Origin of the sequence: Pseudoxanthomonas koreensis (assembly GCF_010093225.1) — a bacterium.
In the GTDB taxonomy this organism is placed as follows: domain Bacteria; phylum Pseudomonadota; class Gammaproteobacteria; order Xanthomonadales; family Xanthomonadaceae; genus Pseudoxanthomonas; species Pseudoxanthomonas koreensis.
In genome coordinates, this window is the sequence record NZ_PDWM01000022.1 from 11,923 (window position 1) to 24,732 (window position 12,810).

At 69.3% G+C, this 12,810-nt stretch carries 14 protein-coding genes; 2 read left to right on the forward strand and 12 right to left on the reverse strand.

Going from position 1 to position 12,810, the window contains the following annotated elements; all coding sequences use genetic code 11:
• Position 1: 1 nt before the first annotated feature.
• The 10 genes from atpA to CSC64_RS08340 all read right to left on the reverse strand — a co-directional run bounded on the left by atpA (position 2) and on the right by CSC64_RS08340 (position 10,043).
• A complete protein-coding gene (gene atpA / locus CSC64_RS08295) occupies positions 2–1,549 on the reverse strand; it encodes a F0F1 ATP synthase subunit alpha (protein WP_162434852.1) in 1,548 nt (515 codons plus the stop codon).
• A 72-nt stretch (positions 1,550–1,621) separates the two neighbouring features.
• Positions 1,622–2,149 carry a F0F1 ATP synthase subunit delta gene (locus tag CSC64_RS08300; RefSeq protein ID WP_162434853.1) on the reverse strand — a complete coding sequence of 176 codons (528 nt, stop codon included), beginning with the start codon at positions 2,147–2,149 and terminating at the stop codon, positions 1,622–1,624.
• A gap of 13 nt (positions 2,150–2,162) precedes the next feature.
• On the reverse strand, positions 2,163–2,633 hold the full coding sequence (locus tag CSC64_RS08305; protein WP_162434854.1) for a F0F1 ATP synthase subunit B: 471 nt from the start codon (positions 2,631–2,633) through the stop codon (positions 2,163–2,165).
• Between the two features lie 121 nt (positions 2,634–2,754).
• Entirely contained in the window at positions 2,755–3,036 is a 282-nt protein-coding gene (gene atpE, locus CSC64_RS08310; protein ID WP_013534007.1) for a F0F1 ATP synthase subunit C, read from the reverse strand.
• A gap of 76 nt (positions 3,037–3,112) precedes the next feature.
• Positions 3,113–3,910: a F0F1 ATP synthase subunit A gene (gene atpB / locus CSC64_RS08315; RefSeq protein WP_162434855.1), complete on the reverse strand. Its 798-nt coding sequence runs from the start codon at positions 3,908–3,910 to the stop codon at positions 3,113–3,115.
• A 57-nt stretch (positions 3,911–3,967) separates the two neighbouring features.
• Positions 3,968–4,273 (reverse strand): hypothetical protein, encoded by a 306-nt coding sequence (locus CSC64_RS08320; RefSeq protein WP_238389853.1) that lies wholly within the window; start codon positions 4,271–4,273, stop codon positions 3,968–3,970.
• Between the two features lie 437 nt (positions 4,274–4,710).
• Positions 4,711–6,534, reverse strand: a complete 1,824-nt coding sequence (lpdA, locus tag CSC64_RS08325; protein WP_162434857.1) for a dihydrolipoyl dehydrogenase — start codon at positions 6,532–6,534, stop codon at positions 4,711–4,713.
• A gap of 13 nt (positions 6,535–6,547) precedes the next feature.
• Positions 6,548–8,095: a dihydrolipoyllysine-residue acetyltransferase gene (gene aceF, locus CSC64_RS08330; RefSeq protein WP_425501697.1), complete on the reverse strand. Its 1,548-nt coding sequence runs from the start codon at positions 8,093–8,095 to the stop codon at positions 6,548–6,550.
• A gap of 96 nt (positions 8,096–8,191) precedes the next feature.
• Entirely contained in the window at positions 8,192–8,938 is a 747-nt protein-coding gene (locus CSC64_RS08335) for a YiiX/YebB-like N1pC/P60 family cysteine hydrolase (protein WP_162434859.1), read from the reverse strand.
• A gap of 205 nt (positions 8,939–9,143) precedes the next feature.
• Entirely contained in the window at positions 9,144–10,043 is a 900-nt protein-coding gene (locus tag CSC64_RS08340; protein ID WP_162434860.1) for a DMT family transporter, read from the reverse strand.
• A 137-nt stretch (positions 10,044–10,180) separates the two neighbouring features.
• On the opposite strand from CSC64_RS08340, the gene CSC64_RS08345 reads away from it, so the two are divergent.
• Positions 10,181–10,663 (forward strand): YajQ family cyclic di-GMP-binding protein, encoded by a 483-nt coding sequence (locus tag CSC64_RS08345; protein WP_162434861.1) that lies wholly within the window; start codon positions 10,181–10,183, stop codon positions 10,661–10,663.
• A 10-nt stretch (positions 10,664–10,673) separates the two neighbouring features.
• On the forward strand, positions 10,674–11,237 hold the full coding sequence (locus CSC64_RS08350; protein ID WP_162434862.1) for a DUF1415 domain-containing protein: 564 nt from the start codon (positions 10,674–10,676) through the stop codon (positions 11,235–11,237).
• Positions 11,238–11,395: 158 nt separating this feature from the next.
• Here the strand turns inward: CSC64_RS08350 and CSC64_RS08355 are convergent, their stop codons facing one another.
• Entirely contained in the window at positions 11,396–12,094 is a 699-nt protein-coding gene (locus CSC64_RS08355; RefSeq protein ID WP_162434863.1) for an HAD family hydrolase, read from the reverse strand.
• Entirely contained in the window at positions 12,091–12,801 is a 711-nt protein-coding gene (locus CSC64_RS08360; protein WP_162434885.1) for a pseudouridine synthase, read from the reverse strand. Before CSC64_RS08360 ends, CSC64_RS08355 begins: the two co-directional genes overlap by 4 nt.
• Between the last annotated feature and the right edge of the window lie 9 nt (positions 12,802–12,810).

Sequence of the window (12,810 nt, forward strand, 5' to 3'; positions counted from 1 at the left end):
CTTACCAGGTGCCGGTCTGCTTGAACTCGGCGATGCCGTTCTTGAACGCCGCCTCGATCTCGTCGTTCCAGCCGCCGGTGTTGTTGATCTGCTCGACCAGCGCGCCCTGGGTGTTGGCGAAGTGGGCGTGCAGGCCTTCCTCGAAGGCGCCGATCTTGGCCACCGGCACGTCGTCCAGGTAGCCCTCGTTGACCGCGTAGATCGACAGCGCCTGGAAGGCGATCGACATCGGCTGGTACTGCTTCTGCTTCATCAGCTCGGTGACGCGCTGGCCGCGCTCGAGCTGCTTGCGGGTGGCTTCGTCCAGGTCCGAGGCGAACTGTGCGAACGCGGCCAGCTCGCGGTACTGCGCCAGGGCGATGCGGATGCCACCGGAGAGCTTCTTGATGATCTTGGTCTGGGCGGCGCCACCGACGCGCGACACCGAGATGCCGGCGTTCACGGCCGGGCGGATGCCGGCGTTGAACAGGTCGGTTTCCAGGAAGATCTGGCCGTCGGTGATCGAGATCACGTTGGTCGGCACGAACGCGGACACGTCGCCGGCCTGGGTCTCGATGATCGGCAGCGCGGTCAGCGAACCGGTCTTGCCGGTCACCTTGCCCTCGGTGAACTTCTCGACGTACTCCTCGGACACGCGCGCGGCGCGCTCGAGCAGGCGCGAATGCAGGTAGAACACGTCGCCCGGGTAGGCTTCGCGGCCCGGCGGGCGGCGCAGCAGCAGCGAGATCTGGCGATAGGCCACGGCCTGCTTGGACAGGTCGTCGTAGACGATCAGCGCGTCTTCGCCGCGGTCCATGAAGTACTCGCCCATGGTGCAGCCGGAGTAGGCGCTGATGTACTGCATCGCGGCCGATTCGGAGGCGGTGGCGGCCACGACGATCGTGTGGGCCAGCGCGCCGTTCTCTTCCAGCTTGCGCACGATGTTGGCGACGGTCGAGGCCTTCTGGCCGATCGCCACGTACACGCACTTGATGCCGGTGTTCTTCTGGTTGATCACCGCGTCGATGGCCAGCGCGGTCTTGCCGGTCTGGCGGTCGCCGATGACCAGCTCGCGCTGGCCGCGGCCGATCGGGATCATCGCGTCGACGGTCTTGTAGCCGGTCTGCACCGGCTGGTCGACCGACTTGCGCCAGATCACGCCCGGGGCCACGCGCTCGACCGGAGCGGTCAGCTCGGCGGCGATCGGGCCCTTGCCGTCGATCGGCTCGCCCAGCGCGTTGACCACGCGGCCGAGCAGCTGCGGGCCGACCGGCACTTCGAGGATGCGGCCGGTGGTCTTGGCCACGTCGCCCTCGCGCAGGTGCTCGTAGTCGCCCAGGACCACGGCGCCGACCGAGTCGCGCTCCAGGTTCAGCGCCAGCGCGAACGTATTGTTCGGCAGCTCGATCATTTCGCCCTGCATCACGTCGGCCAGGCCGAAGATGCGCACGATGCCGTCGGACACCGAGGTCACGGTGCCTTCGTTGCGGGCTTCAGCGGAGAGCTTGACCTGCTCGATGCGGGTCTTGATCAGGTCGCTGATTTCGGAGGGGTTGAGCGTGGTAGCCATTCTGGTTTCCTTGGAGTCGCTGGCCCGGGTGAAAGATCCGGTGTTCGCGACCTGAAAAGTGAACTGTGTGGATCAGCCCGCCAGCGCCGTCTGCAGGCGCGCGAGCTTGCCCTTGAGCGAACCGTCGATCACCACGTCGCCGGCGTCGATCACCGCGCCGCCGATCAGGCTGGCGTCCACGGCGGTCTCCAGCTCGACCTCGCGGCCGAAACGGCGCTTCAGCGCGCCGCGCAGCTTCTCGACCTCATCGGCCGACAGCGCGGTGGCGGAGGTGACCGTGGCGCGGACCAGCTGCTGCCCCTCGGCGCGCAGTTGCTCGAACAGCCCGGCGACCTCGGCCAGCAACTGCAGGCGCCCGGCATCGGCGAGCAGGCCGAGGAAGCGGCTGAACGACGCCTCCGCGTCCTGCGGCGCCAGCAGCGCGATCGCCTGTTCGCGGGTCAGCTCCGGGTTGAGCAGCAGGCCGGCCACGCGCGGGTCGGAGGCGACCTGGGCGGCGAAGCCCAGCGCCTGCGACCATGCGTCGAGGCGGCCTTCGTCGCGCGCGGCGGCGAACGCGGCACGGGCGTAGGGACGGGCGAGAGTAAGGGCCTGGCTCATTCAGATCGCTCCGTCAAAGCTGCGCGGCCAGCTCGTCCAGCAACGCCTTGTGCGCGTTGGCGTCGATCTCGCGATGCAGGAGCTTCTCGGCGCCGCCCACGGCCAGCGCGGACACCTGCTTGCGCAGGTCCTCGCGGGCGCGGTTGGCGGAGGCGTCGATCTCGGCCTGCGCGATCGTCTTCTGGCGGCCGGCCTCGGCGAGGGCCTCCTCGCGGGCAGCGTCGACGATCTGGTTGGCGCGCGTGTGGGCCTGGTCGATGATCTCGTTGGCCTTGCCGCGGGCTTCCTTCAGCAGGTCGTTGACCTTGTCCTGGGCCTGCGCGAGGTCCTTCTGGCTGCGGTCGGCCGCGGCCAGGCCCTCGGCGATCTTCTGCTGGCGCTCCTCGATGGCCTTGAGCAGCGGCGGCCAGATGAAGGCGGCGATCAGCCAGATCAGTGCGGCAAAAGCCAGCGCCTGGGCGATAAGGGTCAGATTGATGCTCATGGGTGCGCTCTGCCTGTGCTCGGGGCACCTGCGGCCATATGGCCGGCAGGTTGCCCGCTGGCTGCCGCCGTCCGCTCAGCGGATCGACGGCAGGTCCGAATGTCGGTCCGGGGACCGGCGATTACGGGGCCAGGCCGCCGACCAGGAACGGGCTGGCGAAGGCGAACAGCAGGCCGACGGCGACGCTGATGATGAACGCGGCGTCGATCAGGCCGGCGGTGATGAACATGCGGACCTGCAGCACCGGGATCAGTTCCGGCTGGCGGGCGGCCGATTCCAGGAACTTGCCGGCCATGATGGCCAGGCCCAGGCCGGCGCCCAGCGCGGCCAGGCCGATCATGATGCCGATGGCCAGAACGGTCGAAGCCTGGACGGAAGCGAGGGCGGTCAGTGCGGTTTCCATGGTTTTCTCCGGAGCGATTGCTTTGAGGTTGGAGCGAAGGGTGAAGGGGTGGAGCTGAAACGGAAAGCGGAACGTATCAGTGGCTGTCTTCGGACAGGCTCAGGTACACGATCGACAGCATCATGAAGATGAATGCCTGCAGCGGGACCACCAGCAGGTGGAAGATCATCCAGCCGAAGCCGAAGGCCGCGCCGGCGAACATGCCGGCGATGCCGGCGCCGCCGAGCACCCAGATCAGCAGGAACACGATCTCGCCGCCGAACATGTTGCCGAACAGTCGCATCGCCAGCGAGATCGGCTTGCTCACCCACTCGACGACGTTGAGGATCAGGTTGAACGGCAGCATCCACTTGCCGAACGGCTGGGTCAGGAACTCCAGGGTGAAGTGGCCCAGGCCCTTGGCCCGCAGGCCGAAGAACAGCATCAGGAAGAACACGCTGATCGACATGCCCAGGGTGGCGTTCACGTCGGCGGTCGGCACCGGCTTCCAGTAGTGGATGCCGACCCACTCCAGCGGCTTGGCGATGAAATCGGCCGGGATCATCTTGATGAGGTTCATCATCAGGATCCAGAAGAACAGGGTGATCGCGATCGGCGTCACCAGCTTGCTGGTCCCGTGGTAGGTATCGCGCGCCTGGCGGTCGACGAACTCCAGGCAGATCTCGACGAACGCCTGCCACTTGCCCGGCACGCCGGAGGTGGCCTTGCGCGTGGCCATCCAGAACATGAAGACCATCAGGAAACCCATCAGCAGCGCGGTCACGAAGGTGTCCACGTTCAGCGTCCAGAAGCTGCCCTCGCCCACCTGGGTGGTGAGGTTCTTCAGGTGGTGCTGGATGTAGCTGGTTGGGGTCAGTTCCGCCTCAGCCGCCATGGTTCCGGGTTTCCTGTTGTAACGACTTGTTGATCTGAATCAGTTGTCCAGCACGATCTACTTGCCCAGCGCCAGCGCGACCAGCTGCGCCAGCAGGACCGTCACCGCCGCGACCAGCATCGGCAGGGGCGGCAACCCGAAGGCCAGCACGCCCGCCACCAGCACCGCGGCCAGCACCAGCCACTTGGCCACTACCGCCGCCACCAGCCGGGCCAGCGCCGGGAGCGCGGCATCGATGCCGCCACCCAGCGCGATCCGCGCCGACAGCCACCCCGCCAGGACCACCGCACCGCCGCCGACCAGCGCCGCTGCCGCTGCGCGCGGCCCCTGCCAGAGGCAGGCCAGCGCGACCAGCAACGTCACTGCTACCTGCCAGGCAATCGCGCGACCGGCCTGTCGCCGGCCTGCGGCAACGGAGTTCAGCACGTGAGGTTTACCTGCGGGAGTCAGCGGAGGTGGGCAAAAACTCGCCCTGCCGAGCCGCAGAAGTATAGCAGCGGGGCATTTTCGGGGACAACCGCCGGAGGTCCCCCCTCCGGCCTTTGGAACTTCCCCGGCGGGGCCCGGTCCGATCCTGTGCCGGGACGGAGAACCTCGTCGGTCCAGTCCGGGCGCCAGGGCCCCGGCATGCCGGGGCCTTTTTTGTGCGAAGTGGGGCGTTGGGCGACGTTTGCGGGGGAATCGGCGGGGTTTCAGGGATTCCGCGAGTGGGCGATATCCCGGGGCGCGGATGAACGTCGGGTTTCGGGCGTGGTCGGGTCGCCCACTGAAGTGGGCTCCTACAGGGGGGCGGCGGCGGGCTACTTCTTTTTGGGGATGTAGAGGTCGGTGATGGTGCCTTCGTAGACCTCGGCGGCCATGGCCACGGTCTCGCCCAGGGTGGGATGGGGGTGCACGGTGTGGCCGATGTCGGCGGCCTCGGCGCCCATCTCGATCGCCAGCGCCAGTTCGGAGATCAGGTCGCCGGCGTGCACGCCGACGATGCCCGCGCCGATGATGCGGTGGGTGGCTTCGTCGAAGATCAGTTTGGTCGAACCCTCGGTGCGGCCGATGCCGATGGCGCGGCCGCTGGCCGCCCACGGGAACTTGCCGACGCCGACCTTCAGGCCCTTGGCCTTGGCCTCGGTTTCGGTGACGCCGACCCAGGCGATTTCCGGGCTGGTGTAGGCCACCGACGGGATCACCCGTGCGATCCATTCCTTCTTTTCGCCGGCGGCCACTTCGGCGGCCAGCTTGCCTTCGTGCGTGGCCTTGTGCGCCAGCATCGGGTTACCGACGATGTCGCCGATGGCGAAGATGTGCGGCACGCTGGTGCGCATCTGCCGGTCGACCGGGATGAAGCCGCGGTCGCTCACCTGCACGCCGGCCTTTTCGGCGTCGATCTTCTTCCCGTTCGGCGCGCGGCCGACGGCGACCAGCACGCGGTCCCAGGTGCCCGATTCCAGCGCCGGCTTTTCGCCTTCGGTCGCCGATTCGAAGCTCACCGTGATGCCCTTCTTCTCGGCCTTCACCCCGGCCGCCTTGGTCTTCAGGTGCACCTCGATGCCCTGCTTCTTCAGGCGGTCGGCCAGCGGCTTGACCAGGTCCTTGTCGGCGCCCGGCATCAGCTGGTCCATGAACTCGACCACGGTGACCTTCGCGCCCAGTGCGCTGTACACGGTGGCCATTTCCAGGCCGATGATGCCGCCGCCGACGACCAGCAGGCTCTTCGGCACTTCGGCCAGCTCGAGCGCGTCGGTGGAGTCCATCACCCGCTTGTCGTCCCACGGGAAGTTCGGCAGCTTCACCGCCTGCGAACCGGCGGCGATGATGCACTGCTCGAAGCGCAGCAGCAGGGTCTTGCCGTCGTCGCCGCGGATCTCCAGCTCATGCGCGGAGACGAACTTCGCCACGCCCTGCACGGTGCGCACCTTGCGCTGCTTGGCCATGCCGGCCAGGCCCTTGGTCAGCTGGCCGACGACCTTTTCCTTGTACGCGCGCAGCTTGTCGAGGTGGATCTTCGGCGCGGCGAACTCGATGCCGCATTCGCCGGCGTGCGCGGCTTCCTCGATCACCGCGGCCGAATGCAGCAGCGCCTTGGACGGGATGCAGCCGACGTTGAGGCAGACGCCGCCGAGGCTGGCGTAACGCTCGACCAGCACCGTGTCCAGGCCCAGGTCGGCGGCGCGGAACGCGGCGGTGTAGCCGCCGGGGCCGGAGCCGAGCACGACGATGCGGCATTCGATGTCGGCCGGCTTGCCGGTGCCCAGCGCCGGCTTCGGCGCCGGCGGCTCGGCCGGGGCGCGGTGCGAGGGCGAGACCGGCGGCTTGCTCGCCGGGGCCGGTGCAGCGGCCGCTGCGGCGGCGGCAGACGCACCCGCACTGGCCGCGCCACCACCCGCGGCGCCCGCGCTTTCCAGCACCGCGACCACGGCGCCCTCGGAGAGCTTGTCGCCGAGCTTGACCCTGAGTTCCCGGACCACACCATCGGCCGTCGACGGCACTTCCAGCGTCGCCTTGTCCGACTCCAGCGTGACCAGGCCCTGGTCCTTCTTCACCGTGTCGCCGACGGCGACCAGCACTTCGATCACCGGGACGTCGGAGTAGTCGCCGATGTCCGGAACCTTCACCTCGATGTTCGCCATGTCCGCGCCTCCGTTACAGCAGCACGCGGCGCATGTCCGCGAGGACCTGGGCCAGGTAGCTGGTGAAGCGCGCGGCGGCGGCGCCGTCGATCACGCGGTGGTCGTAGCTCAGCGACAGCGGCAGGGTCAGGCGCGGCACGAACTGCTTGCCGTCCCACACCGGCTGCTGGCTGGACCGGGACACGCCCAGGATCGCCACTTCCGGTGCATTGATGATCGGCGTGAACGCGGTGCCGCCGATGCCGCCCAGCGAGCTGATCGAGAAGCAGCCGCCGGACATGTCGGCCGGGCCGAGCTTGCCGTCGCGCGCCTTCTTCGCCAGCTCGCCCATTTCCTGCGCGATCTGCAGCACGCCCTTTTTGTCGACATCGCGGATCACCGGCACGACCAGCCCGTTGGGCGTGTCGGCGGCGAAGCCGATGTGGCAGTACTTCTTCAGGGTCAGGTTCTCGCCGGTCGCGTCGAGCGAGGCGTTGAAATCCGGGAACTGCTTCAGCGCCGCGGCGCTGGCCTTGAGCAGGAACGCAAGCATGGTCAGCTTGATGCCGGACTTGGCCTTCTCCTGCTCCTTGTTGAGCTGCACGCGCAGCTCTTCCAGCTCGGTGATGTCGGCCTGGTCGAACTGGGTGACGTGCGGGATCATCGCCCAGTTGCGCGCCAGGTTGGCGCCGGAGATCTTCTTGATCCGCGACAGCGGCTGGGTCTCGACTTCGCCGAACTTGCCGAAGTCGACCTTCGGCCACGGCAGCAGGTTGAGGCCGCCGCCGGCCGCGGATGCGCCGGCCGCCGCCGGCACGCCGCCGGACAGCGCCGCCTTGACGTAACGCTGCACGTCTTCCTTCGAAATGCGACCGCCGCGCTCGCTGCCCTTGACCTGGGCCAGGTCGACGCCGAGCTCGCGCGCGAACAGGCGCACGGCCGGGCTCGCGTACGGCACCTGGTCGGGCAGCACGCTGGCCGCGCCGAATTCGACCGGCGGAGTACGCGGCGACTTGGCTTCCGCATCGCTGCCACCCTTGCCGGCCGGTGCGGCCTCCGCCTGCGCGATCTCGCGCCGGGCGATGCCGTCGGGTTCGGCGGCGACCGCCACCGGCTCGACCTTGGCGCCGGTCTCGGCCGCCTTCACCGGTGCCGGTGCGGACTCCGCCTTGGCCGGGGCAGGCGTGGCGGCCACGGCCGCGGCATCGCCGGCGACCTCGATCAGCGCGACCACGCTGCCTTCGGACAAGGTGTCGCCGAGCTTGACCTTGAGCTCCTTCACCACGCCGGCGAAGGGTGCCGGCACTTCCAGCGTGGCCTTGTCCGACTCCAGCGTGACCAGGCCCTGGTCCTTGGCCACGGTGTCGCCGGCGGCGACCAGGACTTCGATGACGGGGACGTCGCTGTAATCCCCGATGTCGGGGACGCGCGCTTCCTTGATTTCGGCCATGCCTGGACTCCGGCGGGGGATGCGGGGAAAGACCCCTATTGTGTCCGCCTGCGCCGCACCCGCCAACCTCCGTGGCCGCGACGGCGATGTCTCGCGGATTTGTCCCGGGACTGGTTTCAGAAGAGACCGAATCGGCTGGAAAGGCGCCCTTCAGTACGCGGGCGGATGTTGCTGTGCCCATTCGGTCACGGCCATCCCGGCGCATTCACCGCCCGGAATGCCGCGGGCCTACCCCGCCGACCCGCCCCACACCAGCCGCCGGAAATCGAAGCCCGCCTCGATCCGCGGCTTGACCACCTGGAAGAACGGCGAGACGTCGAAGTCGCGCGGCGTGTACAGGCTGTAGTGGCGGATGTGCAGGATTTCCTCGCGGGTGCGGCGTCCGGCGGCGGTGCCGATGTCGAGCAGTTCGATTTCCGGCAGGATCGGGTAGCGGATCGATTCGAACGCCTGCGCCAGCAGGGTCGAGCAGATCGCGCGGGTCGGCTCGCCGCTGCCCAGGGCGAGCATGCGCCGCTTCAGCGGATCGGGCACCGGCGGTTGCCACAGCAGGTAGCGCGCCAGGTCGAACCCGTTCTTCAGGTCATAGCGGTCGCCGACCCGGGCCAGCATGTAGCCGGCCACCCTGCCGATCTCCTCCGGCGCCAGGCCCACCGGGCGGCAGATCCGCGCGTGCAGCCCGGCGAATTCGCTGAGCGGCACCGTGCGCACGCCGGTGTGGATGTCGGCGTCCACGAACATCGGTTCGCCGCCGTCCTGCTCCACGCCCAGGCACAGCGCCGCGTGCGACCAGGTGGACTGGGTCAGGTACTTGATCGCGCTGGCGAAGCGGCTGGTGCCTTCGACCAGCAACACGTCGCCTCGGCGCAGGGTCGCGGCCAGCAGTTCCGGGCGGCTGCTGGGGCCGCGCGCGTAGCCTTCGCGCGGTTGCGCGAGGAAGCGCGCCAACCGCCCGCCGAGCATCGCCAACGCCATCGCGCTCCTCCGCCTCCGGCCCGGCGACAGGCTAACCGATGCCGCCCTGCCGCCCCCCCTGTAGGAGCCCACTTCAGGGGGCGACCCGACGGCCTGTCCGAAGCCTGCGCTGGACGCGGCCACTCCGGATGCGGCGCGTTGAACATGGCGTCACCGGGCGCCGTCGGGTCGCCCCCTGAAGTGGGCTCCTACAGGAGGCGCGCGGTCAGGAGTGGTCCAGCGGCGGCGCGCGCTCCGCGCCGACCACGCGTTCGCGGCGCAGCAGGTACAGCCCGCTGGCCACGATGATCGCCGCGCCGGTCCAGGTGGCCGCGTCGGGCAGCGTGCGCCACAGCAGCCAGTCCCAGCCGATCACCCAGACCAGGCCGGTGTATTCCAGCGGCGCGATCAGCGACGCGTCGCCGCGCATGAAAGCACTGGTCAGCGCGATCTGGCCGAATGCCCCGGCCAGGCCCATGCCCAGGATCAGCACTGCATGCTCCCAGCGCAGCGGCACCCAGCCCGGGATCGCCGCCAGGCCCGCGCCCACCGCCATGATCAGCAGGAACCACACCACCATCGACTGCGGCGTGTCGGTGCGGGTGAGCAGGCTCACCGTCACCGCGGCGATGGCGTAGGCGGTGGCTGCCAGCAGCACCATCAACCCCGGCAGCGAAATGAGCCCGTCCACGCCCGGCCGCAGCACCACGATCACCCCGACCAGCCCGATCGCGATCGCCGTCCAGCGCCGCGGCCCGACCTTCTCGCCCAGCAGCGGCACCGACAGCGCCGCCACCAGCAGCGGGGCGACGAAGTAGATGGTGTAGGCGGTGGACAGCGGCATCCGCTTCAGCGCGAACACGAAGCAGCCGATCATCGCCATGCCCAGCACGCCACGCAGCAGGTGCAGGCTCCAACGCACCGGCACGATCGAGCGCGGCCCGGCGGTGGCCAGCACCCACACCAGCACGAACGGCAGCGACGCCGCGCCGCGCAGCATCGTCACCTGCAGCGGCGGATAGTGCGCGGCCAGCAGCTTCATGCCCGCGTCCATCACCGTGAAGCTGGCGACGGCGGCGAGCATCCAGCCGGCGGCGGCCAGGGGGGAGCGCGAAGGCGGGGACATGCCGGCATTATCGCTTGGCGGCGATGGCCCCGGCAGCGGCGGCACGGCACGTGCGGCGCCGCGCGGGTGGCCTTTCCCCGCAGGCGGGCCATGGGCCGGGGTAAAATACGCGGCCCGTGCCCCACCGGAACCTGCCCATGCCCTCCTTCGATGTCGTCTCCGAAGTCGACACCCACGAACTGACCAACGCGGTCGACCAGGCCAGCCGCGAGCTGACCACCCGCTTCGACTTCAAGGGCGTGGACGCGAAGTTCGCGCTGGAAGACAGCGTGGTCAGCCAGTCCGCGCCCAGCGACTTCCAGCTCAAGCAGATGACCGACATCCTCAAGCAGCGGCTGACCGCCCGCGGGATCGACATCCGCTGCCTGGAATTCGGCGAGGTGGAAACCAACCTGGCCGGCGCGCGGCAGAAGGTCACGATCAAGCAGGGCATCGAGCGCGAGACGGCGAAGAAGATCCAGGCCTCGCTCAAGGACGCCAAGCTCAAGGTCGACAGCCAGATCAACGGCGACAAGCTGCGGGTGAACGGCAAGAAGCGCGACGACCTGCAGGAGGCGATCGCGCTGCTGCGCAAGGCCGACTTCGGCATCCCGCTGCAGTTCGAGAACTTCCGCGACTGAGCCGCCAACGATGAACGACGACGCCCCCTCCGGGCCCGGCGAAGAAGAAGCCATCGCCGCCACCCGCCGCTGGCTGGAGAAGGCGGTGATCGGGCTGAACCTGTGCCCGTTCGCCAAGGCGGTGTACGTGAAGGAGCAGGTGCGCCTGGTGTTCAGCGACGCGACCACGCCGGAACAGCTGGTCGAGCAGCTGGGCGAGGAACTGCTGCTGCTGCGCGACACCCCGGCCACCGAGGTCGACACCACCCTGCTGGTGCACCCGTACGTGCTGCAGGACTTCCTCGACTACAACGACTTCCTCGACCAGGCCGACACCCTGGTCGAGGTGCTGGAACTGGACGGAGTGCTGCAGGTGGCCAGCTTCCACCCCGACTACCAGTTCGCCGACAGCCGCCCGGACGACATCGAGAACTTCAGCAACCGCTCGCCCTTCCCCACCCTGCACCTGCTGCGCGAGGACAGCGTCAGCCGCGCGGTGGAGGTATACCCCGACGCGGACTCGATCGTGGAACGCAACTACGCCACGCTGCGCGAACTGGGCCCCGAAGGCTGGCGCAAACTGTTCGCCGACTGAAGAACGCCCGCTCCGCGCACGCTACACCGCCCCCCTGTAGGAGCCCACTTCAGGGGGCGACCCGACGCCGCACCCGAAGCGACATCCAACGCGGCTCCTGACAACGGCTGCGGCACACCGCTCCTCCCCACGCCACCGGGTCGCGGCTGAAGCCGCTCCTACAAAAGGCCCGCCAGCCGCGCTTCGAGCAGGCTCCTCGCCTCCCCCAGCGAAACGACGATGCGATGCCCCAGCGCGCGCACCGACTCGTCCGGCTCCAGCATGTCCGGCACCTGGATCGGGGTCATGCCTGCGGCCAGCGCCGCGCGCACGCCGGTGGGCGAATCCTCCAGCACCAGGCAGCGCGCAGGCACCACGCCCAGGGTCGAGGCGGCGAGCAGGTACACGTCCGGCGCCGGCTTGGGCCGCGGCACGTCGCTGCTGGTGCAGATCGCGTCGAAGTACGGCAGCAGGTTGGCCGCGGCCAGCTTGCGCATCGCCAGCGCCCTGCGGGTGGAGGTGGCCACCGCGCGCGGGATGCTTCGCGCGACCAGCAGTTCGAGCAGGTCGACGATCCCGGGGCGGTGGTCGATGCCGGCATCGGCGATCACGTCGTACTCCCGCTCCGAGCGCTGCAGCAGCTCGTCCGCCGCAGGCTCGCCGATCCGCTCCGCCAGCAGGCGCCGGCACTTGCCCTCGCCGCCGCCGATCATCTGCAGCCACAGCGCTTCGGGCAGGTCGTGGCCGAGTTCGCGCGCGACCCGCGCCATGCAGTCGTTGATCGCGCGCTCGCTGTCGAGCATCAGCCCGTCCATGTCGAAGATCACCGCCTCGGGCAGGAACGGCAGCGGTGCGGGCGTAGCGGTGGCCGGACTCATGCGGTCTCCGTGGAGAACAGGCGATCCAGGTCGGCGGCATCCAGCGCGCGCCACTGGCCCTCGGCCAGGTCGCCCAGGTCCAGTCCACCGACGCGCGGGCGATGCAGCGCCTCGACGTGGTTGCCGGTGGCGGCGAACATGCGCCGCACCTGGTGGTAGCGGCCCTCGTGCAGGGTCAGCCGCGCCTGGCGCGGACCGGGTACTTCCATCTGCGCCGGCAGCAGCGGCGTGTTTTCCGATTCCAGCAGCAGGGTGCCGCTGGCGAACAGCGCGGCCTCGTCGCCGCGCAGGTCGTGGGCGAGCGTGGCCTCGTAGACCTTGGGCAGCTTCGCTTTCGGCGAAACGATCCGGTGCAGCAGCATGCCGTCGTCGGTCAGCAGCAGCAGGCCGGTGGTGTCGCGGTCCAGCCGGCCGACCGTGGACAGCGCCGGATCGCGCAGGCGGAAGCGCGGCGGCAGCAGGTCGTAGACCACGCGCCCGCGGTCCTTGCTCGAACAGGTGCAACCGGCCGGCTTGTTGAGCACCAGCACCAGCCCCTGCGGCGGATCCAGCGGCTCGCCGTCCACGCGCACGTTGTCGTGCTCCAGCGGATCGTCGGCGTACAACACCTCGCCGGCGGCGTCGGTGACGCGGCCCTCGCGGAACATCCAGGCCACTTCCTTGCGGCTGCCGTAGCCCAGGTTGGCCAGGTGCTTCACCAGCTTCATCGACTTGGC

Excerpts from the sequence above, each read along its gene's own strand:
- atpA (WP_162434852.1), bottom strand. The coding sequence starts at position 1,549 with ATGGCTACCACGCTCAACCCCTCCGAAATCAGCGACCTGATCAAGACC.
- CSC64_RS08360 (WP_162434885.1), bottom strand. The coding sequence starts at position 12,801 with ATGAAGCTGGTGAAGCACCTGGCCAACCTGGGCTACGGCAGCCGCAAG.
- atpB (WP_162434855.1), bottom strand. The coding sequence starts at position 3,910 with ATGGCGGCTGAGGCGGAACTGACCCCAACCAGCTACATCCAGCACCAC.
- CSC64_RS08305 (WP_162434854.1), bottom strand. The coding sequence starts at position 2,633 with ATGAGCATCAATCTGACCCTTATCGCCCAGGCGCTGGCTTTTGCCGCA.
- CSC64_RS08355 (WP_162434863.1), bottom strand. The coding sequence starts at position 12,094 with ATGAGTCCGGCCACCGCTACGCCCGCACCGCTGCCGTTCCTGCCCGAG.
- CSC64_RS08345 (WP_162434861.1), top strand. The coding sequence starts at position 10,181 with ATGCCCTCCTTCGATGTCGTCTCCGAAGTCGACACCCACGAACTGACC.
- CSC64_RS08340 (WP_162434860.1), bottom strand. The coding sequence starts at position 10,043 with ATGTCCCCGCCTTCGCGCTCCCCCCTGGCCGCCGCCGGCTGGATGCTC.
- atpE (WP_013534007.1), bottom strand. The coding sequence starts at position 3,036 with ATGGAAACCGCACTGACCGCCCTCGCTTCCGTCCAGGCTTCGACCGTT.
- lpdA (WP_162434857.1), bottom strand. The coding sequence starts at position 6,534 with ATGGCGAACATCGAGGTGAAGGTTCCGGACATCGGCGACTACTCCGAC.
- CSC64_RS08335 (WP_162434859.1), bottom strand. The coding sequence starts at position 8,938 with ATGGCGTTGGCGATGCTCGGCGGGCGGTTGGCGCGCTTCCTCGCGCAA.
- CSC64_RS08350 (WP_162434862.1), top strand. The coding sequence starts at position 10,674 with ATGAACGACGACGCCCCCTCCGGGCCCGGCGAAGAAGAAGCCATCGCC.
- CSC64_RS08300 (WP_162434853.1), bottom strand. The coding sequence starts at position 2,149 with ATGAGCCAGGCCCTTACTCTCGCCCGTCCCTACGCCCGTGCCGCGTTC.